The sequence below is a fragment of the Tardiphaga sp. genome, assembly GCF_028290785.1.
In the GTDB taxonomy this organism is placed as follows: domain Bacteria; phylum Pseudomonadota; class Alphaproteobacteria; order Rhizobiales; family Xanthobacteraceae; genus Tardiphaga.
The window spans coordinates 1-24,627 of sequence record NZ_JAQGJD010000346.1; the positions used below are offsets into that span (position 1 = coordinate 1).

Annotated in this window: 25 protein-coding genes; 12 read left to right on the forward strand and 13 right to left on the reverse strand. The window is 64.8% G+C overall.

Annotated features, from left to right (window positions below; all coding sequences use genetic code 11):
- Positions 1 to 368 (reverse strand): M17 family peptidase N-terminal domain-containing protein (locus JWR89_RS22230; RefSeq protein ID WP_299720194.1); only part of this gene is annotated, 368 nt, incomplete at its 3' end.
- Between the two features lie 509 nt (positions 369 to 877).
- On the opposite strand from JWR89_RS22230, the gene lptF reads away from it, so the two are divergent.
- The 10 genes from lptF (at position 878) to JWR89_RS22280 (ending at position 12,225) form a co-directional block, all read left to right on the forward strand.
- A complete protein-coding gene (gene lptF, locus JWR89_RS22235; protein WP_299720196.1) occupies positions 878 to 2,056 on the forward strand; it encodes an LPS export ABC transporter permease LptF in 1,179 nt (392 codons plus the stop codon).
- Positions 2,053 to 3,150 (forward strand): LPS export ABC transporter permease LptG, encoded by a 1,098-nt coding sequence (lptG, locus tag JWR89_RS22240; RefSeq protein WP_299720198.1) that lies wholly within the window; start codon positions 2,053 to 2,055, stop codon positions 3,148 to 3,150. The genes lptF and lptG overlap by 4 nt, the downstream gene beginning before the upstream one ends.
- A gap of 51 nt (positions 3,151 to 3,201) precedes the next feature.
- A complete protein-coding gene (locus JWR89_RS22245; RefSeq protein ID WP_299720200.1) occupies positions 3,202 to 5,637 on the forward strand; it encodes an LPS-assembly protein LptD in 2,436 nt (811 codons plus the stop codon).
- A gap of 97 nt (positions 5,638 to 5,734) precedes the next feature.
- The gene (locus JWR89_RS22250) at positions 5,735 to 6,664 is read left to right on the forward strand and encodes a SurA N-terminal domain-containing protein (RefSeq protein ID WP_299720202.1); all 930 of its coding nucleotides are present in this window, start codon (positions 5,735 to 5,737) and stop codon (positions 6,662 to 6,664) included.
- 37 nt (positions 6,665 to 6,701) lie between these two features.
- On the forward strand, positions 6,702 to 7,706 hold the full coding sequence (pdxA, locus tag JWR89_RS22255) for a 4-hydroxythreonine-4-phosphate dehydrogenase PdxA (protein WP_299720204.1): 1,005 nt from the start codon (positions 6,702 to 6,704) through the stop codon (positions 7,704 to 7,706).
- The gene (gene rsmA, locus JWR89_RS22260) at positions 7,703 to 8,566 is read left to right on the forward strand and encodes a 16S rRNA (adenine(1518)-N(6)/adenine(1519)-N(6))-dimethyltransferase RsmA (RefSeq protein ID WP_299720206.1); all 864 of its coding nucleotides are present in this window, start codon (positions 7,703 to 7,705) and stop codon (positions 8,564 to 8,566) included. Before pdxA ends, rsmA begins: the two co-directional genes overlap by 4 nt.
- 12 nt (positions 8,567 to 8,578) lie before the next feature.
- Entirely contained in the window at positions 8,579 to 9,637 is a 1,059-nt protein-coding gene (locus JWR89_RS22265; RefSeq protein WP_299720208.1) for an alcohol dehydrogenase, read from the forward strand.
- A gap of 165 nt (positions 9,638 to 9,802) precedes the next feature.
- Positions 9,803 to 11,155 carry a caspase family protein gene (locus tag JWR89_RS22270; RefSeq protein WP_299720234.1) on the forward strand — a complete coding sequence of 451 codons (1,353 nt, stop codon included), beginning with the start codon at positions 9,803 to 9,805 and terminating at the stop codon, positions 11,153 to 11,155.
- An 18-nt stretch (positions 11,156 to 11,173) separates the two neighbouring features.
- Entirely contained in the window at positions 11,174 to 11,668 is a 495-nt protein-coding gene (locus JWR89_RS22275) for a hypothetical protein (protein ID WP_299720210.1), read from the forward strand.
- 68 nt (positions 11,669 to 11,736) lie between these two features.
- A complete protein-coding gene (locus JWR89_RS22280; RefSeq protein ID WP_299720212.1) occupies positions 11,737 to 12,225 on the forward strand; it encodes a hypothetical protein in 489 nt (162 codons plus the stop codon).
- Positions 12,226 to 12,287: 62 nt separating this feature from the next.
- On the opposite strand, the gene JWR89_RS22285 is transcribed toward JWR89_RS22280, so the two are convergent.
- The 12 genes from JWR89_RS22285 to fabD form a co-directional block, all read right to left on the reverse strand.
- Positions 12,288 to 13,109 (reverse strand): ABC transporter permease subunit, encoded by an 822-nt coding sequence (locus JWR89_RS22285; protein WP_299720214.1) that lies wholly within the window; start codon positions 13,107 to 13,109, stop codon positions 12,288 to 12,290.
- Between the two features lie 65 nt (positions 13,110 to 13,174).
- Positions 13,175 to 14,254 carry an extracellular solute-binding protein gene (locus JWR89_RS22290; RefSeq protein ID WP_299720215.1) on the reverse strand — a complete coding sequence of 360 codons (1,080 nt, stop codon included), beginning with the start codon at positions 14,252 to 14,254 and terminating at the stop codon, positions 13,175 to 13,177.
- Positions 14,255 to 14,276: 22 nt separating this feature from the next.
- Complete coding sequence (locus JWR89_RS22295; RefSeq protein ID WP_299720217.1) at positions 14,277 to 15,314, reverse strand: ABC transporter ATP-binding protein; 1,038 nt, start codon at positions 15,312 to 15,314, stop codon at positions 14,277 to 14,279.
- Positions 15,311 to 16,099: an ABC transporter permease subunit gene (locus tag JWR89_RS22300; protein ID WP_299720218.1), complete on the reverse strand. Its 789-nt coding sequence runs from the start codon at positions 16,097 to 16,099 to the stop codon at positions 15,311 to 15,313. Before JWR89_RS22300 ends, JWR89_RS22295 begins: the two co-directional genes overlap by 4 nt.
- An 84-nt stretch (positions 16,100 to 16,183) precedes the next feature.
- On the reverse strand, positions 16,184 to 16,804 hold the full coding sequence (locus JWR89_RS22305) for a TIGR00725 family protein (RefSeq protein WP_299720219.1): 621 nt from the start codon (positions 16,802 to 16,804) through the stop codon (positions 16,184 to 16,186).
- A gap of 105 nt (positions 16,805 to 16,909) precedes the next feature.
- Positions 16,910 to 17,566, reverse strand: coding sequence for a guanylate kinase (gene gmk, locus JWR89_RS22310; protein ID WP_299720220.1), 657 nt, complete (start codon positions 17,564 to 17,566; stop codon positions 16,910 to 16,912).
- Positions 17,563 to 18,450 carry a YicC/YloC family endoribonuclease gene (locus JWR89_RS22315; RefSeq protein WP_299720222.1) on the reverse strand — a complete coding sequence of 296 codons (888 nt, stop codon included), beginning with the start codon at positions 18,448 to 18,450 and terminating at the stop codon, positions 17,563 to 17,565. The genes gmk and JWR89_RS22315 overlap by 4 nt, the downstream gene beginning before the upstream one ends.
- A gap of 135 nt (positions 18,451 to 18,585) precedes the next feature.
- Positions 18,586 to 19,863: an endolytic transglycosylase MltG gene (gene mltG / locus JWR89_RS22320; protein WP_299720224.1), complete on the reverse strand. Its 1,278-nt coding sequence runs from the start codon at positions 19,861 to 19,863 to the stop codon at positions 18,586 to 18,588.
- Between the two features lie 112 nt (positions 19,864 to 19,975).
- Positions 19,976 to 21,241 (reverse strand): beta-ketoacyl-ACP synthase II, encoded by a 1,266-nt coding sequence (gene fabF / locus JWR89_RS22325; RefSeq protein ID WP_299720225.1) that lies wholly within the window; start codon positions 21,239 to 21,241, stop codon positions 19,976 to 19,978.
- Positions 21,242 to 21,335: 94 nt separating this feature from the next.
- Positions 21,336 to 21,575 (reverse strand): acyl carrier protein, encoded by a 240-nt coding sequence (locus JWR89_RS22330; RefSeq protein ID WP_006020277.1) that lies wholly within the window; start codon positions 21,573 to 21,575, stop codon positions 21,336 to 21,338.
- Positions 21,576 to 21,873: 298 nt separating this feature from the next.
- Positions 21,874 to 22,611, reverse strand: a complete 738-nt coding sequence (gene fabG / locus JWR89_RS22335; RefSeq protein WP_299720228.1) for a 3-oxoacyl-[acyl-carrier-protein] reductase — start codon at positions 22,609 to 22,611, stop codon at positions 21,874 to 21,876.
- Between the two features lie 16 nt (positions 22,612 to 22,627).
- Positions 22,628 to 23,587 carry an ACP S-malonyltransferase gene (fabD, locus tag JWR89_RS22340; protein ID WP_299720230.1) on the reverse strand — a complete coding sequence of 320 codons (960 nt, stop codon included), beginning with the start codon at positions 23,585 to 23,587 and terminating at the stop codon, positions 22,628 to 22,630.
- Between the two features lie 356 nt (positions 23,588 to 23,943).
- Between fabD and rpsF the strand changes: the two genes are divergently transcribed.
- On the forward strand, positions 23,944 to 24,456 hold the full coding sequence (rpsF, locus tag JWR89_RS22345; RefSeq protein ID WP_299720232.1) for a 30S ribosomal protein S6: 513 nt from the start codon (positions 23,944 to 23,946) through the stop codon (positions 24,454 to 24,456).
- A gap of 5 nt (positions 24,457 to 24,461) precedes the next feature.
- The coding region (gene rpsR, locus JWR89_RS22350) for a 30S ribosomal protein S18 (RefSeq protein WP_299720236.1) at positions 24,462 to 24,627 on the forward strand (166 nt) is incomplete at its 3' end.

Sequence of the window (24,627 nt, forward strand, 5' to 3'; positions counted from 1 at the left end):
GCCGGCGTCATCGCGCCCGAGCTCAGTTCGGCCATGACCGTGACGGCATCGGTGCCGGATTTGATCTTGCCGGCAAGCACGCCGCCGAACTTCAGCAGGTCGTTTTCCTTGACCTCGCCGGCCTTGCCGGTGCCGATCACGATCAGCCTGGTGGCCTTGAGGCCTTCCGGCGCCAGCAGGTCGAGGGTCGAGGCGCTCTTGCCCTTGAACTGGCTCGTGGCGGCGGCCTTCTTGACGGTCGCGGCAGCGTCACCCAACGCCTTGGCGGTGGCGGCGCCGAACTTCAGCGAGTCGTCGCAGAACACCACCAGCAGGCCGCGCGCGGCGGCGGAAAACGGGACGAAGCCAACCTTGACGGCGTCGGGCATGGGCAAATCCTTCAAATCAGGGCTGTCGCAAGGGTCGGGTCGAGAATCCGGTCGGTGCGGCGGGGTCGGATGTTTTGTTGTCGCCACGGCCGCAGCCGTCAAGGCCGGTTCTGACCTGAAACCCTGCCGGAATGATAGTTTTCTCGTGTTCGTCTGGAGCGACAACAAAACGGCCGCCAACCTTCGGGGCGTGGCCGCGCCAATATTGTGTCGGTTGATGTCTCGATCCGCGCTTTCCGCACCGCGAGACGCGTCTCATTGAACCAGGCGGCCGCGATTGCCGAATGCCCCCTTCTACACGCAGATTTGCAGTGTCCCCGGCGCCACAGAAAGCGTTAATTAACCATATCCACGGCTGCACCATCCCGTCGCCATTTTGTTGACCAATCAAAGGGATGGTAAGTGAGAGAGTATGCGGGCCTGAAGACGGCGGCGTGGTCATGGGGATCCCCTCACGGGGTTTGGACACGCGGGCTTCTTGCAGGTTGGGGATGGGATAGTTCGGACCGATGGGGTCGATCGACAAGTATATTTTCCGCACGACGCTGTCGTCGTTTGCGCTGGTTCTGGTCAGCCTGACGGGGGTGATCTGGATCACGCAGGCGTTGCGCGGAATCGACCTGATGACGAGCCAGGGTCAGACCATTCTGACCTTCCTGGGCGTTACCAGCCTGGCGATTCCCGTGCTGGTGCTAATCATCGCGCCGATCGCGCTGATGATCGCGGTGTCGCACACCCTCACCAAGCTGGCGACCGATTCCGAAATCATCGTCATGAACGCCGCCGGCCTGTCGCCGCTGCGACTGTTCCTGCCGTTTCTCTATGCCACCATCGTGGTGTCGGTCCTGGTGGCCTTCATCGGCTCTTATCTGGCGCCGGACGGCATGCGCCGGCTGAAGCGCTGGGACGCCGAAATCACTGCCGACGTGCTGTCGAACATCCTGCAGCCCGGCCGGTTTGCCCAGCTCGACCAGAACCTCACCATCCGCATTCGCGAGCGCCAGCCCGGCGGCCTGCTGGTCGGCATCTTCGTCGATGACCGCCGCGACCCCAAGGAACGCGTCACCATCATCGCCGATCACGGCACCGTCCTGAAGAACAACGATGGCTCGTTCCTGATTCTCGAGGACGGCAACCTGCAGCGTTTTGAAGTCGGCAAGACCGAGCCGGCGATGGTGGCGTTCGGCCGCTACGCCTTCGACATGTCGAAATTCTCGAACCGCGGCAAGGACGTCACCTACGGCATTCGCGAGCGTTATCTGTGGGAACTGATGGCGCCGCCCGCCGATGACCCGGTCTACCAGCAGATGCCGCGCCAGTTCAGCGCCGAACTGCATGACCGCTTCCTGGCGCCGCTCTATCCGCTGGCCTTCGCCATCGTCACCTTCGCCTTTCTGGGTTCGCCGCGCACCACGCGGCAGAGCCGCAATTTTTCGATGGGAGCCTCCATCGCGGCGGTGTTCGGCCTGCGCATGGCCGGCTTCGCGCTGTCGGTGATGGCTGCGAAGACGCCTTTTGCCGCGCTGTTCCAGTATCTGATGCTGGCGGCCGCCATCGGCCTGAGCTTCTGGATCATTGCCAGCAGCGTGGTCGTCGAGCCTCCGGCTGCACTGATGGAAGCCATCAACCGCTCCAATGCGCGAATTCTGCGCTGGGCGCGCCTGGGCCGGCGGCCTGTGACCGCATGAGCATGATGACCAACACCATCGGCAGGTATTTCGCGGGTCGCTTCCTGGTGGCCGCGATCGGCGTGTTCCTCAGCATCTTCATGCTGCTGGTGCTGGTGGATTACATCGAGATGGTTCGCCGGACCTCGGGCCTCACCTCGGTGTCCGCTTTCACCGTGGCCCTGACGTCGCTCTACCGGGTGCCGCAGTTGCTCGAGAAGATGATGCCGTTCTGCATCCTGATCGGCGCCATGACCTGCTACCTGGCGCTGTCGCGGCGGCTCGAACTTGTGGTGGCGCGCGCCGCCGGCGTATCGGCCTGGCAGTTCATCTCGCCGGCGCTGGTGAGCGCCCTCGTGCTCGGCGTACTGGCCACGACCGGCTACAATCCGCTGTCGGCCAGTCTGCGCGAGCAGTCCAAGCAGATGGAGGCCGAGATGTTCGGCGACGCTCCCGGCGGCGGCGTGCAGGACGCGTCCGGGTTCTGGATCAACCAGGTCAACAGCGAGGGCCAGGCCATCATCAACGCCGCCCGCAGCGAGCAGCAGGGCGTCCGCCTGACCGGCCTGACCGTGTTCCGGTTCGACACCAGCTCCCAGTTCAAGGAACGCATCGAGGCCCGCGAAGCCACGCTTGAAAGCGGCCGTTGGCTCTTCAAAGGGGTGCGCCGCTATACCCTCGATTCGCAGGTGGTCGATCAGGACAGCATGTATCTGGCCACCTCGCTGACGAGGGCGCAGGTCCGCAACAGTTTTTCGACCCCCGAAACCGTGTCATTTTGGCAACTTCCGTCCTATATCCGGTCTTCGGAGAGCTCCGGTTTTGCAACCGCGGGGTATCGCCTGCAGTATCACAAGCTCATCGCACAGCCGTTTTTGCTGGCTGCGATGGTCATGCTGGCCGCTTCCGTGAGCCTGCGGTTCTTCCGCATGGGCGGCGTCCAGAAGATGGTTTTGAGTGGCGTGGGCGCAGGCTTTCTGCTCTACGTTCTGTCGAAGGTTACAGAAGATTTGAGCAAGGCTGAGTTGATGCATCCGATTGCTGCGGCGTGGCTGCCTGTGTGTGTGGGCGGTCTCACCGGCTTTTTGGCCTTGTTGTACCTGGAGGATGGGTAAGTGGCTGTGTTCGCCGCCCTCCACGGACAAGTGCCCGCGTCGGAACCACGCATGACCATGCGCGGTAAACGATCGCGCACGGCCGTTCTCTGGGCATCGCTTTTCACGACGTTGGGTCTGCTCGCCGCGCTGGACGCGGTGACAACGCCGGCGGCTGCGCAGGGTTTCACCTATAATCAGCCGCACCTGCGGCCGAAGCCCGCCCCTGCCGCCCAGACCGGGCAGATGCTCGTGCAGGCGGTCGAGGTCGATTACGATTACAACAATTCCCGCATCTCCGCGGTCGGCTCCGTGCAGATGTTCTACAACGGCACCACCGTCGAGGCCGACAAGGTCATCTACGACCAGAAGACCAAGCGGCTGCATGCCGAAGGCAATGTCCGGATGACGGACGCCGACGGCAAGATCACCTACGCCAACCTGCTCGACCTCAGCGACGACTACCGCGACGGCTTCGTCGATTCGCTGCGTATGGACACTGCCGACGCGACGCGCATGGCCGCGACCCGGCTGGACCGCAGCTCCGGCAATTACACGGTGTTCCAGAACGGCGTCTACACCGCCTGCGCCGCCTGTAAGGAAGATCCGAAGAAGCCTCCGCTGTGGCAGGTCAAGGGTGCGCGCATCATCCACGACCAGACCGAGAAGATGCTGTACTTCGAAGACGCGCGGATCGAGTTCTTCGGCGTGCCGCTGGCCTATATCCCGTATTTCTCGACGCCCGACCCCACCGTGAAGCGCAAGACCGGCTTCCTGATGCCCGGCGTGACCTCGGTGACCAATTACGGATTCGGCATCGAGACGCCGTTCTACTGGGCGATCGCGCCGGATTACGACGCCACCATTGCCCCGCGCTACACCACCAAGCAGGGCCTCCTGCTGCAGGGCGAGTTCCGCCAGCGGCTGATGGACGGCGCCTACCAGATCCGTGCCTACGGCATCGCGCAGCAGGACCGTGCGGCCTACGTCAACACGCCCGGCGACAAGGACTTCCGTGGCGGCGTCGAATCCAAGGGCCAGTTCGCGCTCAACGACAAATGGGTCTGGGGCTGGGATGCGGTCGCGCTGAGCGACTACACCTTCCTGCAGGATTACCGCCTGTCGATGTACAAGGACCCCTACGCCTCGTTCCTCAACCTGCAGACCGAGGCCGTTTCGCAGCTCTATCTGACCGGCGTCGGCAACCGCAGCTTCTTCGATGCGCGGACGATCTATTATCTGAGCTTCTCGGGCAACCAGAGCCAGGTCCCGGTGATCCACCCGGTGATCGACTATGCCAACGTCATCAACCAGTCGATCCTCGGCGGCGAGTTCAGCTACAAGTTCAACATGACCAGCCTGAGCCGCGACACCGCGGCGTTCACGACAACCAAGCTGGCTGCTGACGGCACTAGCCTGTGCGTACCTACAAGTGCTGATCCATTGGTCGTTCGAAACAATTGCCTGATGAACGGCGTTCCCGGAACCTATACAAGGGTGACCGGCGAGGCGCAGTGGCGCCGGTCTTATACCGACTCCTTCGGTCAGATCTTCACGCCGTTCGCGAAGCTGCGCATCGACGCCATCGACGCCTCGATCTCGAACCAGCCGGGCGTCGCGGCGATGGGATTGACCCCCGGCGACACCACGACGCTGCGCGTCATGCCGACCGTCGGCCTCGAATATCGCTATCCCTTCATCAACGTTCAGCCGTGGGGCACCACGACGGTCGAGCCGATCGCCCAGGTCATCATCCGGCCCAACGAAACCTACGCCGGAAAGCTGCCGAACGAAGACGCGCAGAGCCTGAACTTCGACGCCAGCAACCTGTTCAGCGTCGACAAGTTCTCCGGCTACGACCGCGTCGAAGGCGGCGGTCGCGCCAATGTCGGCGTCCAGGCCACCACGCAGTTCGACCGCGGCGGTGCGGTCAAGGTGCTGTTCGGCCAGTCCTACCAGCTCTTTGGCATGAACTCCTTCGCGGTCGCCGATACCACCAACACCGGCGTCGATTCCGGCCTGGCCAAGCCCCGCTCGGATTACGTCAGCAGCGTCAGCTATTCGCCGAACCGGACCTATACTTTCAGCACCCGCGCCCGCTTCGACGAACAGACCCTCAACGTGTCGCGCTTCGAGGCCGAAGGCCGCGCCACCTTCGACCGCTGGTCGGTCAGCCTGATGTATGGCAATTACGCACCGCAGGCGGACCTGGGTTACTTGACCCGCCGCGAAGGCCTGCTCGGCACCGGCTCGATCAAGCTGGCGTCGAACTGGGTCGTGACCGGCGGCGCGCGCTGGGATCTCGAAGCCAACAAGGTCAACCAGTACACCGTCGGCGCCGGCTACGTGGACGACTGCTTCGTACTCGGCGTCAATTACGTCACGTCCTATAACTACGTCACCAACCAGGCCACGCCGCCGGTGCTGAGTCACGCCATCATGCTGCAGATCGGGCTGCGGACGCTCGGCAGTACGTCCGCTGCCGGCGGTGGTGGCTCCATTCAGTAGCCGCAATTTTCGGCAATAGTCGGCCTGCGGCGACGTTCGGGCTTTTCATCGTGAGCGAGTAAATCTGGTTCTGAGACGACGGACACGGCAGTTTGACATGAGCACCCTTCCCTTGCGGCGCATCGCCTGCGCCTTCGCCACCGCAACGCTGATCCTGCTGTCGGCCGGATCGCCGTCGCAGGCGCAGAGCGTCGCGGTCATGGTCAATGGCGAGCCGATCACCAATTACGACATCGAGCAGCGCACCAAGCTGACGCTGCTATCGACGCAGAAGGCTCCGAGCCGCCAGGAAGTGATCGAGGATCTCATCAACGAGAAGGTCAAGATCAAGGAAGGCAAGAAGTACAGCGTCGATCCCGGCGCCTCCGAGGTCGATAGCGCGTTCCAGAACATGAGTTCGCGGATGCGCATCACGTCTGATCAGCTGGTGCAGTCGCTGGCCGCGAAGGGCATCCGGCCGGACACGCTAAAGAGCCGGCTGAAGGCCGACATGGTCTGGAATGCGATCGTTCGCGGTCGCTTCAAGCAGAGCCTGCAGGTCGGCGAAAAGGAAGTCGATTCCGCCGCCCAGGCAGCCGGCGGCGATACCACCACCGAAGCCTTCGAGTACCAGATGCGCCCGGTGGTGTTGATCGTTCCGCGCGGCGCGGCGGCCGGCACGATGGAAGCCCGCAACAAGGAGGCCGCCGGGCTGCGCGAGCGCATCCAGTCCTGCGACGAGGCCAACAACACCTTCAAGTCGATGCAGAACGCGACGATCCGTGACACCGTCGTCAAGACCTCCGCCGACTTGCCGCCGACCTTGCGCGACCTGCTCGACAAGACCCCGGTGGGGCACCTGACGCCGCCGGAAGTCACCCGCCAGGGTGTTGAAATGGTGGCACTGTGCTCGCGCAAACCGACCAAGGTCGATACCCCGAAGAAGCGCGAAATCCGCGACAAGATGTTCGCCGAAAAATTCGAAGCCAAGTCGAAATCCTATCTGCAGGAAATTCGCAAGGCGGCGATGATCGAGTATCGGCAGTAACAATCCCGGCTCAGGCCGCATCGGCTTAAGGGCCAGCATGGCACACCCTCTCGCGCTGACACTGGGCGAACCGGCAGGCATCGGACCGGACATCGCCATCGCCGCATGGCTGCGCCGTCACGAACTCGACTTGCCGCCATTCTATCTGCTCGGCGATCGCGACTTCATCGCCGCCCGCGCGGCGCTACTTGGGCTTGATGTCAAGCTCGCCGATGCGACCGCCGCCAGTGCCGTTAAAAGCTTCGCGGACGCGTTGCCGGTCGTATCGACCGGCCACCCCATCACCGCGCAGCCGGGCCGCCCTGACGCCTCCAGCGCGCCGGCGGCCATTGCGTCGATCCGGCAGGCCGTCGCCGACGTCGAAGCCGGGCGCGCCTCCGCGGTGGTCACCAACCCGATCGCCAAGAGCGTGCTGTACCGCGCCGGCTTCGACCATCCCGGGCACACCGAATTTCTCGCCGAACTCGCCATACGCGACGGCAAGACGCCGATGCCGGTGATGCTGCTATGGTCGCCCACCCTCGCGGTAGTGCCGGTCACCATCCATGTCTCGCTGCGCGATGCCATCGAGCAGCTCACCAGCCACCTGATCACCGCCACCGCGCGGATCGTCGTCGCCGACCTGAAGTCGCGCTTCGGACTGCGCCGGCCGCGGCTGGCCATCTCCGGCCTCAACCCGCACGCCGGCGAGGATGGCACGATCGGCGACGAGGAACAGACCATCATTGCGCAGGCGATCACCGTGCTGCGCAACGAGGGCATCGACGTGCGCGGCCCGCTGCCCGCTGACACCATGTTCCATCCGGCCGCGCGCGAAACCTACGACTGCGCGATCTGCATGTATCACGACCAGGCCCTGATCCCGATCAAGACCATCGCCTTCGACGACGGCGTCAACGTCACCCTGGGCCTGCCGTTCATCCGCACCTCGCCGGACCACGGCACCGCCTTCGACATCGCCGGCTCCGGCCGCGCCAATCCTTCGAGCCTGATCGCCGCACTGAAGCTGGCGGCGCGGATGGCCGCGGTGGCCCCATCATGAGCGGCATCGACGACCTGCCGCCGTTGCGCGAGGTGATCCAGAGCTTCGACCTCTCGGCGCGAAAATCGCTCGGCCAGAATTTTCTGCTCGACCTCAATCTCACCGCCAAGATCGCCCGCGCCGCCGGTCCCCTGGAAGGCGCCACCATCGTCGAGATCGGCCCTGGCCCCGGCGGCCTGACCCGCGCGCTACTGGCGCTGGGCGCCGGCCGCGTCATTGCGGTCGAGCGCGACGAACGCGCCCTCGGCGCCCTCGAGCAAATTTCGCAGCACTATCCTGGCCGGCTCGAAATCGTGATCGGCGACGCGCTGACCTTCGACCCGCGGCCGCTGCTGAACGGCGAGCGCGCCAAAATCGTCGCCAACCTGCCCTACAACATCGCCACGCCGCTATTGATCGACTGGCTGTGCACCGAGCCGTGGCCGCCGTGGTACGACATGATGGTGCTGATGTTCCAGCGCGAGGTCGCCGAGCGCATCGTGGCCACCGAGGACGACGAGCCCTACGGCCGGCTCGGCGTGCTCTCCAACTGGCGCGCCGAAACCCGCATCCTGTTCGACATTCCGCCCACCGCCTTCGTCCCGGCGCCGAAGGTGACTTCGTCGGTGGTCCGCCTGACGCCGCGCGCGCAGCCCGAGCCGTGCGAGCGCCGGCTGCTCGAACAGGTCGCCGCGGCGGCCTTCGGCCAGCGCCGCAAGATGCTGCGGCAAAGCCTCAAGGCGCTCGGCGCCGATCCCGAGCGGCTGGCCGCCGCCGCCGGCGTCGAGGCGACGCGGCGCGCGGAGACCGTGCCGGTCTCGGGTTTTGTTGCCATGGCGCGCGAACTCGCCGATATTCGAAAGACAAAAAACAATACGTAGGGAGAACTACTGATGCCGCTGATGCGCCGCCAATCGCTGGTCAAGTTCGATGCTCCGCTGTGCGAAACCATCGTCGATACGCCGAAGCCTGCTGGCAACGAAGTGCTGGTGCGTATCGAGCGCTGCGGCCTGTGCCATTCCGACCTGCACATCCAGGACGGCTATGCCGACCTCGGCGGCGGCAAGCGACTTGATACCACCCGCGGCATGACGCTGCCCTTCACGCTTGGCCACGAGATCGCCGGCGTCGTCGATGAAGTCGGCCCGGACGCCTCGAAGGACCTGATTGGCCGCAAGGTCGCGGTGTTCCCATGGATCGGCTGCGGCCAATGCCGCGACTGCCTCGCCGGCGACGAAAATCTCTGCGCAAAAAACCGCTATCTCGGTGTCGCCCTCGACGGCGGCTTCGCCAGCCACGTGCTGGTACCGGATGCCAAGTACCTGCTCGACTACGATCCGCTTCCGGTCAACATGGCGGCGACGCTGATGTGCTCCGGCGTCACCGCCTATGGCGCGCTGAAGCGCCTGGTCGATCGCCCGCGGCAGCGCAACCTGCTGCTGATCGGGCTCGGCGGCGTCGGCATGATGGGGCTGGCGTTCGCGCAGGCGATGTTCCAGCAGCCGATCTCGGTGGCCGATCTCAATCCGGCGGCGCGCGAGGCGGCGCTGAAGAATGGCGCCGCGTTTGCGTATGATCCGGCCGAGCCGGATGCCGCCAGGCGGATGGTGAAGGAAAACGACGGCGGCTTCGACGGCGTCATCGATTTCGCCGGCAACGACAAGTCGATGGGCTTTGCGGTATCGACCGTGGCGCGCGGCGGCAAGATCGTGGTGTCCGGCCTGATGGGCGGCAACTTCTCGCTGCCGATGGTGCAGTGGATCTACAAGCGGATGACCATCGAAGGCTTCATGGTGGGCACGCTGGCGGAAGCGCGCGAGCTAATGGACCTCGCCCGCGCCGGCAAGATCAAGCCGACGCCGATGAAGGAAGAGCCGATGGCGGACGCGCAAAAGTGGATCGAGGAATTGCGCGCCGGCAAGGTCGTCGGACGCGTGGTACTGACGAACTGACGATCTCGCAGGGTGGGCAAAAGCGCACTCGCGCTGTGCCCACCAATGACGAGCTTGGCCCACCCTACGAAGTGCAGTCCCGGATTGCGCTTCGCTGCATCCGGGTTACGATACACCCATTTCAGGATGGGTTTCATGGACCATTACGTCCGGCCGCTTAAGTCGATGGCGAGAGCAGTCGCGCTGGTCGCGCTTCTGCCGCTGACGCTTTCGGGGCAAGCCCTCGCCGAAAAACGCATTGCCCTCGTGGTCGGCAACTCCGGCTATCAGAACATTACCCGCCTCGACAATCCGAAGAACGATGCGAAGCTGATGGCGGAAACGCTGGGCGGTCTCGGTTTCATCCTGATCGGCGGCGGCGCGCAGCTCGATCTCGACAAATCCGCGCTCGACAATGCCGTGCAGAATTTCGGCCGACAGATTCAGGGCGCCGACGTCGCGCTGTTCTACTACGCCGGCCACGGCGTGCAGGTCAGCGGGTCGAACTATCTGGTGCCGGTCAATGCCAACCCGACCCGCGAGGCCGATGTCGATTTCCAGATGGTCGATATCAACCTGGTGCTGCGACAGATGCAGGGCTCGGGCACGCGGCTCAACCTGGTCATCCTCGATGCCTGCCGCAACAATCCGTTCGGCTCCCGTGGGCTGCGCGGATCGGACGGCGGCCTTGCCCAGATGCGCGCGCCGGAAGGCACGCTGATCTCCTACGCCACCCAGCCCGGCAGCGTTGCGCAGGACGGCGCCGACGGCAACAGCCCTTACACCAAGGCGCTGGCGACCACCGTGCGGCAAGCCGGTCTCGACATCTTCCAGACCTTCAACCAGGTCGGCCTCGCGGTGAAGCGCGCCACCGCGGGCGCGCAGCAGCCCTGGGTGTCGTCATCGCCGATCGACGGCGCCTTCTACTTCGTGGCGCCGCTGGCGGCCTCGCCGGCTCCGGTGCTCGCCCCTGCGCAGGAAGCGCGGCTCGCCGACACGCTGCGCCCCGATCCCGACCGGGTGCCGCTGAAGGATGCCGCGCTGCTGAGGGAAGTCAGCGACCGGCTCTACGAACTCAACTTCGATCCCGAACTGCCGGGCAGCAAGAACGGCATGACGGTGGCGATCCGCGACTTCCAGACCCGCAGCAGCCTGACGCCGACCGGCGAGGCCACCGAAGGCCTGCTGACGCGGCTGCGCAAGCTGGAAGACCTGCGGCCGTGGGGCAGCATCGTCTACGATCCCGATCGCAGCAAATGGGGAATTTCCTGGAAGCAGGTGTCGCGCAAGGCTGCCGTGGCCGACGCACGCGCCAACTGCGATGGCGGCGCAAAGTGCTCGGTCGAACTGAGCTTTTACGGCTCACGGTGCGGCGCCTTCGCCTATTCGGGCCAGCGTTATTCGTTGATCCAGCGCGACAGCGTCCAAAAGGCCAAGGAGGCCGCGCTTGACGCTTGCGGCAAGTCCGGCAAATCTTGTCGCATTATCGATGCCGTGTGCGCCGACGGAACCGGCCGCGCGGAGGCGAACCGCCAGTAATTTTGAAAGTCTGATTTCATGACCAATCTGTTTCGATGGTCGGCCGGAATTGCCCCTCTCGCCATCGCCCTCGTCATCGCGCTAGGTCCCACCACCGCGCGCGCTCAGGGCAGCGCCGGCGGCAGCATCGGCAACGACGACAAGGCGGTGTCGGGCTCGCGCTCCACGACGACGCGCGAGGCTCCGGCGCGCCGGAGCCGACAGACCGAAGAGCCGCCACGCCGCGTTCCACGACGCAGCGGCGGAGGTGGCGGAAACTTCGATGGCAGTTGGACGGTGACCGCTTCGCCGGGCTGCGCTGCATCAGGTACGGGCACGGTCATGGTGTCGGGCGGCAGAGTATCCGGTCAGGGTATCTCAGGTACCGTGAGCCCGAACGGTGCAACGCGTACCGTCGGCTATATCGATAGCATCACCATCGTCAGCAGTGGCCGCGTTACCGGCACCACCAGTTCCGGTGTCTACCGCCAGTCCGACGGATGCTCAGGCACGTGGCGCGGGATGAAGAACTGATCTTCGCAGATGCTTCACGCGTCCGACGAACTCGCCTTCGTGCGATCGAACATTGGGAGCTTGATTTCATGCCGCGCTTCATTCCGGGCCAAGTGGTGACTGCCTCGCTGCTGATCTCCCTTGCCGCAGCCCTTGCCCCCGAATACGCAAAGGCGCAAGGCGCCGCCGGCGGCAGCATCGGCAACGACGACAAGGCCGTGTCGGGATCGCGACCGGAACGCTCGACCGCCAGCGAAAAACCGGCACGACGGAAACCGACCAGCGACGAACCACGCCGACGCGGAGGCGGCGGCAATTTCGACGGCGCGTGGATGATGTCGGGCGTCGGCAACGCCGTCTGCCCCGGCCCCATCAGCAACGCCATCATTGTGACCAATGGCCAGATCGACGGCGGCGGAGCCCGAGGCACCGTCAGCGCGAGCGGCGCGGTGAACGGAATTGCGCAAGGCAGCGGAAAGACCATGATCACCACCGGCCGATTGTCCGGGCGCCGCGGCAGCGGCACGTTCCGGCAGTCGGACGGTTGCGCCGGGACATGGACGGCGAGCAAGCAGTAGCTCGTCGGCAGGCAACGGCGCTCTCGCCGCACGCACGCAGCGGTGCGCAATCTCAGGCCTGTTTAGCCGCGCGACCGCCGGAACGCCTCGCCGATCGCCACTACCATTGCGCAGATCGCCACCAGTACCAGGGAGGTCGCCGACGCCGCGGGCAGATCGGTGCCGGTCTCGGAGATCTTGCTGTACAGGAACAGCGGCAGGATGTTGACCTGCGTGCCGACCAGCGCCAGCGCCGTGCCATAGGCGCCGACCGCCACCGCCGAGGTCAGGCAGAACGCCGCCACCAGGCTCGGCATGATCTGCGGTAGCATGACCTCGATCAGCGCACGCAGCCCGCCTGCTCCGAGCGAGCGCGCCGCCAGCAACTGGTTGCGGTCGAAATTGCCCATCGCCGGCAATACGATCAGCACCACGCGCGGCACCAGATAATACGAATAGGCCAGACCCAGGCCGAGCGGCGAGAAGATGAACGCGCCGGTGACGGCGGGATCGAAGCCGAGTTCGGCCAGCAGCAGCGTGACGAAGCCGGCGCGGCCGAGCAACAGGATAAAGCCGTAGGCGACGATCAGCCCGGAAAATGTCAGCGGCAGCGAGATCGCGATCAACGCCGCGGTGCGCAGCCCCGGTGCCAGTCGCAGCAAGGCCAGCGCGACGGCCACGCCAACTATCACCGAGAACAGCGGCGCCACGGTGCCCAGCACCAGGGTGCCGCGCAGCCCGTTCCAGAACACCGGATCGGCCGCGAGCCGGCGAAACGCGCTGCCGCCATCGGCAAAGGCGCCGCCCAGCACCGCACCCACCGGCAACAGGAAGAACAGCCCGAACACGATGGCGCCGGGCGTAGCGAAGCCAACAAGCGTGGATGACGAAGCGCGCGGGCTCATGTTGATCCTGTCGTTGCGAGGCCGCCGCGATGACCCCAACCGGGATCATAGCGGCGGTTGCGCGTTTACTGGCCGAGAACGGCCTTGGCCCAGCCAGCATCGATCTCGGCCTTCTTGCCGGTGGCCTTGGCGATATCGATCGCCTGCACCTGCGGCGCCGCCGGCATCTTGTCGGCGACGCTGGTCGGCAGCGCGATGCCGGGAACGCTCGGCCGCACATAACCTTCGGCAAAGATCTTCTGGCCTTCGTCGCTCATGATGAAGTTGAGCCAGAGTTTGCCGGCGCTGGGATTGGGACCGTTCTTGACCAGCGAGATCGCGTAGGGCGCCGCGGCCGAAGCTTCCTTCGGGATCACCACGGTGATGCCGTCGCCCATGCCATCGGTGAACTTGGCTTTCAGGCCGTCGTTCTCGTAACCGATCCAGATCGGGATCTCGCCTTTCAGGAACTGGGCGTAGGGCGTGGTGCCGACGGTGCGCAGCACGTTGCCGGCCTTGCTGAGCTTGCCGAGGTAGTCGACGCCCGGCGCGACGTTGTCCATGCTGCCGCCATTGCCGAACGCGGCGGCGAACGCCACCACCTGGCCCTGCCCGGTCGAACGCGGATCCTGATAGACGATCGCGCTCTTGTACTCCGGCTTCAGCAGATCGGCCCAGCCCTGCGGAATCGTCTTCACCAGCTTGGTGTTGACCAGAAAGGCGACGCTCAGCGTGTGGATGGTGAACCAGCGGCCGTCCTGCTCGCGCAGCGGCTCGGCCAGCTTGTCGAAATTCACTGGCTTGTAGCCATCGACCACGCCGGCCTTGGCGGCATCGAGGCCGGAAGCTGCGAAGTAATAGGCGGTGTCGGCCTGCGGACGGTTGCGGGCCTTGTCGAGGGCGACCACGGTCGCAGCCGAGCCGAGGTCGTTATAGACCATCTCGACGCCCGGATAGCGCTTCTGGAACGCCTTGAACTGTCCGGCCCAGTTGGCCCAGGTCGGGCCGGTATCGAACGACACCACGAGGCCTTCCTTGGCCGCCTTGTCGAACAGCTCCTTCTCGCCCGGATAAAGCTCGGCGCCTTCGAAAGCGAACGCGCTGTGGCCGAAGTTGAGGGCGATGCTGGCGATGGCCACGCCGCCCAGGAATTTACGTCGGTTCATATCGATGTCCTCACAGTTGATATCAGGTCGGGGGAAGCAGACGGATCGCGCCAGGTGGTATCGACGCTCCGGTCAAGGGCTCGCGCAGATGGGTTTCGAGACGGATGAAGCCGCCGGCCACGGCGAGATCGAGGCGCCGGACGGGGCCGAGATAGCGGTCCGCTGCCATGGTGCCAGCGAATTCACCGGGCTTTGCAGTATCGACACCGCCGGTGATCGGCTCGACCCGCTCCGGGCGCACCAGCACGGTCACCTTCGCGCCGGGCGCCCAGCCCGCGGTGTCGCAGGACAGCGTGCCTATATCAGTCGATACCATGCCGTCACCCGAGACCTCACCGGGCCAAAGATTGGACTGCCCGACAAACGCGGCAACGCTGGCGTCCGCCGGCGTCTCGTAGAGGTCGCGCGGCGTGCCGATCTGCACCAGCCGCCCGTCGCGCATCATCACCACCTTGTCGGCGATCGACAGCGCCTCTTCCTGATCGTGCGTCACCAGCAGCGTCGCAATACCCGACTGCCGTTGCACGCGAAGAATCTCGTCGCGCATCTCCATGCGCAGCCCGGCATCGAGCGCCGACAGCGGCTCGTCGAGCAGCAGTCCCTGCGGTTCGAACACCAGCGCGCGCGCCAGCGCCACGCGCTGCTGCTGGCCGCCGGACAGCGCCGCGGGCAAATCATCGGCGCGCGAATGCATGCCGACGCGGCCGAGCATTTCCACCGCGCGCGAACGCCGTTCGTCGCGGGATATGCCGCGCACCTTGAGCGGATAGGCAACGTTTTCCCACAGCCGCATGTGCGGAAACAGCGCGTAGTTCTGAAATACCACGCCGAGGCGCCGGGCTTCCGGCGCGAGATGGCCGACGTCGTGGCCGTCGATCAGGATACGGCCGCGGTCGGGCTTCACGAAGCCGGCCAGCAGCTTCAGCAGCGTCGACTTGCCGGAGCCCGATGCGCCGATGATCGCCAGCAACTCGCCGCGCCCTATCTCGAGCGAGACGTCGAACACGCCGGCCGTGCCGCCGGAATAGGTGTAGCTCACATTGTCGTATTGCAGGGTCACGTCGCGCGCCTCGATAGGAGAGAGCCGGCGAACTGCGCCGCAAGGCCGCTGGTCAACGACGCCACTGCCGCAAGCAGCAGCAGCACCACGGTCGCGGCGCAGGCAAAGCCAGTGGCACCGTAGAACGCCTGCAGCAGCACCACGGGATAGGTGCGCGACAGGAAACCGGAGATCAGGTTGGAGAGCTGGAATTCGCCGATCGACAGTGCCGCCACGGTCAACATCGCCGACAGCAGGCTCGGCCGCAGCAGCGGCAGCGTCACGTCGCGCAACCGCGCCGTGAACGGAGCGCCCAGCGTGGCTGCAGCATGCTCATAGTGATCGAGGCCAAGCTGCTCCATGTCGGCGACCAGCGCCGTTACGGTGTACGGCAGCGTCAGCACCAGGTGCCCCGCCGCCAGCAGCCAGAAACTGCCGAGCCACGGCAGTGCGTCGGACGAAAATACCAGGATGAAGCCGAATGCCAGCACTAGTTCGGGCGCTGCCACCGGCAGCAGCGTAACAATGCGCGCCGCGACGCGAACGCCGCCACGCGCGCCAGCCTGGATCGCGTAAGCGAGCGGCAGGCCGATCAGCAGATTGAGAATGCAGGTGGTCGCGACGACTTGCAGGCTGGTGACGAAGGCGCGGCGAAAGCTCGGGTCGGTCGCGAGTTCCTGATACCAGCGCCAGGTAAAGCCGGTCGGCAGCAGCGTGCCGCTCCAGCTTTCGCCGAACGATCCCAGAGCGAGCAGCAGCATCGGCGCGACAAGAAAGATCAGATAGGCAATCGCGATGATGGCCAAGCGGGCAAGCCTTCAGAGGGGGACCGGAATGTCCGCTCTCAGTATACAGGCCGCATATCAGTTTTGTGACGCGGCGGGCGACGCCTATGCGATGCCGAAAATTCGCGCAGCAATCCGAGCGATGACGTCATCGACGGTATCGACGCGGTCAACGCCATCCACAGCGGGCGCATCTACCATCGCCAGCACCAGGCGTTTGAACTGCAGACCGAGCGCCATTTCGGAGAGCGTACCAACACCGCCGCCGATCGCCACCAGCACCAGACACGCGCGCGCGATGATCGCATTGCGCGCCGGACCGATACCGGTCGCAATCGGAATCGCCACATAGGGATTGGCGTGCTGCCATTCCTCATCAGGCAAAAGCCCGACCGGCAATCCGCCGGCCTGTGCATGCCCCTTGCACGCCGCTTCCATCACGCCGTTCTTGCCGCCGCACAGCAGTTGCAGCCCGTGACGCGCCAGCGCCTCGCCCATCTGCTCGGCCAGAGCATATTGCGCAGGCGTCGCATCGCGCGGCCCGATGATACCGATCGGCACGCGGCGCAGTTTTTGCGCGGCGGCGAGACGCCGCAACGCTTCGACAGGCGTGACGGCCTCGCCTGCATCGCTGGTGTCATCTGGCTGCCATTCCAGTTTCAGCGGATCGAAGCGGCGGCCCGCATGGATCAACCGCTCGCCGTCTTCGATCCATCGCATCGTCATGGCAGATTCTCCGCTTCGTAGGGTGGACAAAGCCGGCATGCGCGCAGCGCGACGGCGTGCGCGAGGTGGTGGGCACGGCGCAAGAGCGCCTTTGCCCACCCTACGCTACAATTGCTGCCGCAGCTTCTGCACGAAGTCCGTCACGCCCACCTGGCGCTCCAGCTTGAGCTGTTCGGCGCGCAAAATCGACTTCACCGACTCGAAGGCGATGCCGATGTTGTCGTTGATAACGATGTAGTCATAGGCGTCGAAATGGCTCATCTCGTCGCCGGCCTTCTTCATGCGGCCACGGATCACCTCGTCGGAATCCTGCGCGCGGGTGTGGAGCCGCTGCTCCAGCGCCTGCACCGAAGGCGGCAGGATGAAGACGCTGACCACGTCCTTTTGCGCGCGACCGCGCAATTGCTGCGTGCCCTGCCAGTCGATATCAAACAGCACGTTGCGGCCGGCTGCCAGTGCGGTTTCCACCGGTGCGCGAGGTGTGCCGTAACAATTGTCGAATACCCGCGCCCATTCCAGCAATTCGTCCTGCGCCACCATCTGGTCGAACCGCTTCTGATCGACGAAGAAATAGTCGCGTCCTTCGACCTCGCCGGGCCGCATCGGCCGCGTCGTCACCGACACCGACATTCTCAGTTCGGGAATTTCCGAAATCAGCATCCGCGTCAGCGTGGTCTTGCCGGCGCCGGACGGCGACGACAGCACGAACATCAGCCCGCGCCGCTCGACGTCTTCAAAGACGGGATTGTTGGCGTTCGTCATTCGAGGTTCTGAACCTGTTCGCGGAATTGCTCGACGACGTTCTTCATTTCGAGCCCGGTGTTGGTCAATTCCAGATCGTTGGATTTCGAGCAGCAGGTATTGACCTCGCGGTTGAACTCCTGCGCCAGGAAGTCGAGGCGACGGCCGACCGGCCCGCCCTTGCCGAGCATCTCGCGGGCCTGCGAGATGTGCGAGGCGATGCGGTCGAGTTCTTCGCGGATGTCGGCCTTGGCCGCGATCATCAGCGCTTCCTGGTTGAGCCGGTCGGAATCGAAACGATCCGACGACTCCAGCAATGCCGCGATCTGCTCGGCGAGCCGGGCGCGAATCGCTTCCGGCTTGCGGCCCGGCGCGGCTTCGGCCTTCTTCGCCAGAATCTCGATCTCGTTCATGCGCTGCGACAGGATCTCACCGAGCGTGGTGCCCTCGCGCTGGCGCATCAGGAGCAGCGCGGCGAGCGCTTCCTCGAAGGCGACCGCAACCGCCGCCTTGGCGGCCTTGTCCTCTTCCTCGTCGGCCTCGGGCTCGACCACTTCGATGACGCCCTTGATGGCCATCAGGCCATCGACGGACGGCGCCACCGCGTCGATCTTGCCGGCGAGGTCTGCCGCGATACGCAGGATCGAGTTGAGCACGTCCTCGTTGACGCGCACGGTCGACAGCGCGTTGCCGCGCTTCACGGTGAGGTTGGCGTAGACGGTGCCGCGCGACAGCACTTCGGTGGCGCGCTTGCGGGCGATGGTCTCGATCTCGTCCCAGCCCGGCGGCAACCGCATCCGCAGGTCGAAGCCCTTGGCATTGACGGACTTCAATTCCCACTCGAAGGCATAGGGCCCCGATGTGCCGTGGCTTCGCGCAAAGCCGGTCATGCTCGACAGCGCCATCGCAGGACGTCTCCGAAAATACGAGTGAGATTCGCGAAGCCGCGAACCGGATCAGGTTAGAGCTTTTTCAGGCCGAGGGGAATTAGGGGCGGAATTTGGCGCGGAATTGGCGCACCAACGGCGCACCGCCGAAGGCTATTGCTGCACCACCGGCGCGGTCGTCGATTGCGCGGCGCCCTGCCGGGCGGGCGGCGGCGTGGCAGCGCGGGTGCGCTGCTTGGCCGGGGCCGCCGGCTTGGCCGAGGCCGCGCCGGCTGCGGCATTGGCATCAGCGGGCGCAGCCACTGGCGGCGGTGGCGCCTCGTCTGCCGCCGGCTCGACGGTGTCGTTCTGGATCTGCTTCTCCTGCGCCCGTAACCTGGCGACGTTCTTCTGGTGCGCGTCGTAGGTCTCGGTGAAGCTGTGGCCGCCGGTGCCGTCGGCGACGAAGAACAGGTCGCGGGTGCGCGCCGGTTTGGCGGTGGCTTCCATCGAGGCGCGGCCGGGATTGGCGATCGGCCCCGGCGGCAGGCCTTCCACAACATAGGTGTTGTAGGGCGACGGCTGCGTGATCTCGCTGCGCTTGATCGGCCGGCCGAGCGTGCCCTTGCCGCCGACGATGCCGTAGATGATCGTCGGATCAGACTGCAGCTTCATCTTCTGACGCAGGCGGTTGGCGAACACCGCGGCGACCCGGCTGCGCTCGTCCGCCTTGCCGGTCTCCTTCTCGACGATGGAAGCCAGCGTCACCAGTTGCTCCGGCGTCTTCACGGGCACGTCGGGGCTGCGGCGCTCCCAGATCTCGGCCAGCGCGCGCTTCTGCTCCTGCTGCATGCGCTGCACCACCTGCTCCCGGGTAGTGCCGCGCGGAAATTTATAGGTCTCCGGCAGCAGCGTGCCCTCGCGCGGCATTTCGCGGATCGAACCGGTGAAGATGTCGTTGTCGGTCAAGCGGCTGACGATCTGCTCGGAGGTCAGGCCCTCCGGGATCGTGACGGAATGCTGCACCACCTTGCCCTCGACGAGGGTGCCGATGACGGCGCGCAGATTGGCCCCCTTCGGGAACAGATATTCGCCGGGCTTCAGTTCCGAACTGGCCTTCAGCGCAAACACGCTGCCGATGAACACCCAGCGATTGGCATCGATCACGCCTTCGCTCTGCAACTTCTCGGCGATGTCGCCCTTGCCGGCGCGGGCGGGAATGTTGACGACTTTGTCTTCCTGCAGCGGACCCGGAGCTTCGAGCGCCTGACGACCGTATACGTAGACGCCACCGGCGCCGATCATGGCGACGATGATGATGGTGATGATGGCGTTGCCGGCCACCACGAACGGGTTCCGCGCGCGGTCGGAGCGCTTCGGCGGCGGCGGAACCTGCTCGGGCTCCAGCGCGGCGCGGGGACTCCTTGGCGAAATGGGCGGCCTCTCACTCATCGATACAACCTGATCCTGTCGGTTCAATCGTGACGGGACAATCCGAACCCCGTCAATAGCATACGCCCGAAGTAGGAATTGGCGCGGAATGCGGCGAAACGGTGGAGGTTCTCTAACCCGACACCCGCTGCAGGATCAGCGACGCGTTTGTACCGCCGAATCCGAACGAATTCGAAAGTGCAATATTGATCTCGCGCTTGCGTGGTTTCAGCGGCACCAGATCGATCGCCGTCTCCACCGACGGATTGTCGAGGTTGATGGTCGGCGGCGCGACGTTATCCCGAATCGCCAGAATGCAGAAGATGGCTTCCACCGCCCCGGCGGCGCCGAGCAGATGGCCGATCGACGATTTGGTGGACGACATCGAGACTTTCGAAGCGGCATTGCCGAGCAACCGCAGCGCGGCACCGAGTTCAATCTCGTCGCCGAGCGGCGTCGAGGTGCCATGTGCGTTGATGTAATCGATGTCGGCCGCGGTGATGCCGGCGCGCTTCATGGCAGCGCTCATGCTTCGGAACGCGCCATCGCCATCGGGCGTTGGCGACGTGATGTGAAAGGCGTCGCCCGACATGCCGTAGCCGACAACTTCACCGTAGATCCTCGCGCCCCGCGCTTTCGCGTGTTCGTATTCTTCCAGCACCACGACGCCGGCACCCTCGCCCATCACGAAACCATCGCGGTCCTTATCGTATGGACGCGACGCGCGGGAAGGATCGTCATTAAAGCCGGTCGACAGCGCGCGCGCCGCGCAGAAGCCCGCCATGGCCAGACGGCTGATCGGCGATTCGGTACCGCCGGCGACCATCACGTCGGCATCGCCCAGCGCGATCAGGCGGCTGGCGTCGCCGATCGCATGGGCGCCCGTCGAACAGGCCGTCACGACGGAATGATTGGGGCCCTTGAGGCCATGCGCGATCGAGACATAGCCCGACGCGAGATTGATCAGGCGACCTGGAATGAAAAACGGAGAAACCTTGCGCGGTCCGCGTTCTTTCAGGAGTAGCGCCGTGTCGGCGATGCCCGACAGGCCGCCGATGCCGGAGCCGATCATGGTGCCGGTGGCACATTTCTCTTCTTCAGTCGCGGGATGCCAGTTGGCGTCGTCGAGCGCCTGCTTGGCGGCGCACATCGCATAGATGATGAAATCATCGACCTTGCGCTGATCTTTCGGCTCCATCCAATGGTCGGGATTGAAGGTGCCGTTGGTGCCGTCGCCGCGCGGAATCACGCAGGCGATCTGGCTGGTCAGGTCCGACACGTCAAACGTGTCGATCCGCTTGGCGCCGCTCTCGCCATTGAGAATGCGCTTCCAGGTCGGCTCGACACCGCAACCGAGGGGCGACACCATGCCAAGGCCTGTGACGACCACGCGCCTCATCGTCGTTCCTCCAGCCGTCCTTGCACGCCACAGCAAGAAGCCGGGGGACCGCGCAAGGCGATCCGGCCGGCTTCAGGTGTGTTGCGCGAAGGCGTCAGCTTTTTGCGTTTTTCTCAAGAAATTTGGTGGCGTCGCCGACGGTCAGAATCGTCTCGGCGGCGTCGTCCGGGATTTCGCAGCCGAACTCTTCTTCGAATGCCATCACGAGCTCGACAGTGTCGAGACTGTCGGCGCCGAGATCATCGATAAAGCTCGCGGCATCGACCACCTTCTCGGGCTCGACACCAAGGTGTTCGACCACGATCTTCTTAACTCGCTCGCCAATCTCGCTCATCGTTAAACCTCGTGCTGTTTCATTGGGCCCGTCCGCAGACGATACGAGCCATCGTGGAGCGTAAACTCGTTAGAACCCTGCGCAGTTGCGCGTGATCTGGATTGACCCCGTCGTCCCGGACGGAGCCTCGCGAATACGGCAGGCTCAACCCCGCCAATATACAGGCTTTCAAATTCCTGCAATGGCCTTCTTTGCCTTGCCGTTCGTGGTTCGGTTACCATACTTCCAAAGCCTTGGCCACACGCCAAGGTCATAGCTCAAACATCAATCAAATCACGGCGTTGGGGTTCCCCAACGGTCAGATCATGGCCATGCCGCCGTTGACGTGAATGGTCTGTCCGGTGACATAGGCTGCCTCATTTGAAGCCAGATACACCGCCGCCGCCGCAATATCTTCCGGCGTGCCCAGCCGACCCGCCGGCACCTTGGTTAGAATCGTTTCGCGCTGCTTGTCGTTCAGGGCATCGGTCATCGGCGTGGCGATGAAGCCCGGCTCGATGCAGTTCGCAGTGACGTTGCGCTTGGCGTATTCGGCGCCGAGCGTCTTGATCATGCCGATCAGCCCGGCCTTGGCCGCGGTGTAGTTGCCCTGGCCGGGATTACCGGTGACACCGACCACCGAGGTGATGGCGATGATGCGGCCGAAGCGCTTGCGCATCATCAGCTTGGTGGCGGCGCGGGCGAGCCGGAAGGTCGCGGTCAGGTTGACGTTGATGACGTCGTCCCAGTCCTCGTCCTTGAGCTGCACGAACAGGTTGTCGCGGGTGATGCCGGCATTGCTGACCAGGATGTCGAGCTGGCCCATCGCCTTTTCGGCTGACGGCACCAGCGCCTCGACCTCGGCCGCGTCGGAAAGATTGCACGGCAGTACGTGCGTGCGATCGCCGAGCTTGGCGGCCAGCGCCTCCAGCACCTCGCGGCGCGTGCCGGACAGCGCCACGGTGGCGCCCTGCGCATGCAGCGCCGCCGCGATGGCGCCGCCAATGCCGCCGGTCGCACCGGTCACCAGCGCCGTCCTGCCTGTCAGATCAAACATGTCATTTCCTTTTCGTTCAGACCGAATGCGCAGCAGCGAGCGCATCCTTGGCCGCAGCTATGTCCTGGGGGCCGCCGACGGCCGTGCCGACCGCGCCTTCGGCGATACGCTTGACCAGCCCGCTCAGCACCTTGCCGGAGCCGATCTCGAGAAACCGTGTGACGCCGTGCGACGCCATAAAGAGCACGCATTCGCGCCAGCGCACGGTGCCGGTGACCTGCTCCACCAGGCGGCGGCGGATCTCGTCGGGATCGCTGATCGCCGAGGCCAGCACGTTGGAGACCAGCGGCACCGTCGGCACGTGGATCGTCACACTGGCCAGTGCAGCGGCCATCGCATCAGCAGCCGGCTGCATCAGGCTGCAGTGAAACGGCGCCGACACCGGCAGGAGCATGGCGCGCTTGGCGCCCTTGGTCTTGGCGATCTCCAGCGCGCGTTCGACCGCAGCCTTGTGGCCGGACACCACCACCTGCCCGCCGCCGTTGTCATTAGCAGCGTGGCAGACGTCGCCCTGCGCGGCCTCTTCGGCCACCGCGACGGCGGTCTCGTAATCCAGTCCGAGCAGCGCCGCCATGGCGCCGACGCCGACTGGCACCGCCTTCTGCATGGCAAGGCCGCGGGTGCGCAAGAGGCGCGCAGCATCAGAAATCGACAGGCTGCCGGCCGCGGCCAGCGCGGAATATTCGCCGAGCGAATGGCCGGCGACGAATGCGGCGTCGCGACTGAGCGAGATCCCGGCCTCGGTCTCCAGCACCCGCATGGTCGCCAGCGATACCGCCATCAGAGCGGGCTGGGCATTTTCGGTCAGCTGCAGGGTCTCGGCCGGGCCATCCCAGATGATGGCGGTCAGCTTCTCGCCGAGCGCCGAATCGACCTCGTCGAATACCGCACGCGCCGCTGGAAAGGCCTCGGCCAGCGCTTTGCCCATGCCGACCGCCTGGGATCCCTGTCCCGGAAAGGTAAATGCTGCGGTCATGGTTCCCCTGCAATTTTCGCTTGAAGTGTCTTAATCGTGCGCGGAAAGACACTGACCCGGCATGTTATGTCAAGTTGCGGCAGCGGAATCCGGACGGCTTTCCCGCGGAAGAATGCCCCTTCCCGAAGCTCTTTCCCTTGCCATTGCGCCGAAAATCCGTATAACCCGCCAAATCCGCAGACCCCGGCCGGGAGCTGAACGGACGGCTTCACCGATTTCAGGTTTTGATTTTGATGTGGCAGGGCCAGTTGGCCCGTCGTCCCGTGCTTCCGCCTTCTGAGCAATATCGAGTCCTTTCCTAGAGGGTTCGAAGGGCTTGCCGCCGGGAATTGCGCTAACAAGTGGAAAGGACAGCCATGGCTCTCTACGAGCATGTATTTCTCGCGCGCCAGGACGCGAGCGCCCAGCAGGTCGAAGACCTGACGGCACAGATGACCGGCATCGTCGAAGGTCTCGGCGGCAAGGTCGTGAAGATGGAAAATTGGGGCGTTCGCTCCCTGACCTATCGCATGAACAAGAATCGCAAGGCGCACTTCGTTCTGATGAACATCGATGGCCCCTCCGCGGCGATCACCGAGATCGAGCGCCAGGAGCGCATCAGCGAAGACGTCATCCGCTACCTGACCATCCGCGTCGAAGAGCACGAGGAAGGCCCGTCGGCGATGATGCGCAAGGCCGATCGCGATCGTGATCGCGACGACCGTGGCGGCGGCTTCCGTGGCGACCGCGAAGGCGGTTTCCGTGGCGACCGTGAAGGCGGCGGTTTCCGTGGCGGTGCCGATCGTGAAGCCGGTGGCTTCCGTGGCGATCGCGGCCCGCGTCGTCCCCGTGACGATGAAGGCGCCCCTGCAGCATCGGTTGAGGAGTAAGAACAATGGCTGAAGCTGGTGCACGTCGTCCGTTTTTCCGCCGCCGCAAGACCTGCCCGTTCACGGGTCCGAACGCGCCGAAGATCGACTACAAGGATTCCAAGCTGCTGATGCGTTACGTTTCCGAGCGCGGCAAGATCGTGCCGAGCCGCATCACCGCCGTCTCCGCCA

Coding starts and splice junctions, on each gene's coding strand:
- pdxA (WP_299720204.1), top strand. CDS start 6,702: ATGGCACACCCTCTCGCGCTGACACTGGGCGAACCGGCAGGCATCGGA.
- JWR89_RS22275 (WP_299720210.1), top strand. CDS start 11,174: ATGACCAATCTGTTTCGATGGTCGGCCGGAATTGCCCCTCTCGCCATC.
- fabD (WP_299720230.1), bottom strand. CDS start 23,587: ATGACCGCAGCATTTACCTTTCCGGGACAGGGATCCCAGGCGGTCGGC.
- JWR89_RS22330 (WP_006020277.1), bottom strand. CDS start 21,575: ATGAGCGAGATTGGCGAGCGAGTTAAGAAGATCGTGGTCGAACACCTT.
- gmk (WP_299720220.1), bottom strand. CDS start 17,566: ATGACGAACGCCAACAATCCCGTCTTTGAAGACGTCGAGCGGCGCGGG.
- rpsF (WP_299720232.1), top strand. CDS start 23,944: ATGGCTCTCTACGAGCATGTATTTCTCGCGCGCCAGGACGCGAGCGCC.
- lptF (WP_299720196.1), top strand. CDS start 878: ATGGGGTCGATCGACAAGTATATTTTCCGCACGACGCTGTCGTCGTTT.
- JWR89_RS22305 (WP_299720219.1), bottom strand. CDS start 16,804: ATGACGATGCGATGGATCGAAGACGGCGAGCGGTTGATCCATGCGGGC.
- JWR89_RS22290 (WP_299720215.1), bottom strand. CDS start 14,254: ATGAACCGACGTAAATTCCTGGGCGGCGTGGCCATCGCCAGCATCGCC.
- JWR89_RS22250 (WP_299720202.1), top strand. CDS start 5,735: ATGAGCACCCTTCCCTTGCGGCGCATCGCCTGCGCCTTCGCCACCGCA.
- JWR89_RS22285 (WP_299720214.1), bottom strand. CDS start 13,109: ATGAGCCCGCGCGCTTCGTCATCCACGCTTGTTGGCTTCGCTACGCCC.
- JWR89_RS22280 (WP_299720212.1), top strand. CDS start 11,737: ATGCCGCGCTTCATTCCGGGCCAAGTGGTGACTGCCTCGCTGCTGATC.
- rsmA (WP_299720206.1), top strand. CDS start 7,703: ATGAGCGGCATCGACGACCTGCCGCCGTTGCGCGAGGTGATCCAGAGC.
- JWR89_RS22315 (WP_299720222.1), bottom strand. CDS start 18,450: ATGGCGCTGTCGAGCATGACCGGCTTTGCGCGAAGCCACGGCACATCG.
- JWR89_RS22265 (WP_299720208.1), top strand. CDS start 8,579: ATGCCGCTGATGCGCCGCCAATCGCTGGTCAAGTTCGATGCTCCGCTG.
- fabG (WP_299720228.1), bottom strand. CDS start 22,611: ATGTTTGATCTGACAGGCAGGACGGCGCTGGTGACCGGTGCGACCGGC.
- JWR89_RS22270 (WP_299720234.1), top strand. CDS start 9,803: ATGGCGAGAGCAGTCGCGCTGGTCGCGCTTCTGCCGCTGACGCTTTCG.
- JWR89_RS22245 (WP_299720200.1), top strand. CDS start 3,202: ATGACCATGCGCGGTAAACGATCGCGCACGGCCGTTCTCTGGGCATCG.
- mltG (WP_299720224.1), bottom strand. CDS start 19,863: ATGAGTGAGAGGCCGCCCATTTCGCCAAGGAGTCCCCGCGCCGCGCTG.
- fabF (WP_299720225.1), bottom strand. CDS start 21,241: ATGAGGCGCGTGGTCGTCACAGGCCTTGGCATGGTGTCGCCCCTCGGT.
- lptG (WP_299720198.1), top strand. CDS start 2,053: ATGAGCATGATGACCAACACCATCGGCAGGTATTTCGCGGGTCGCTTC.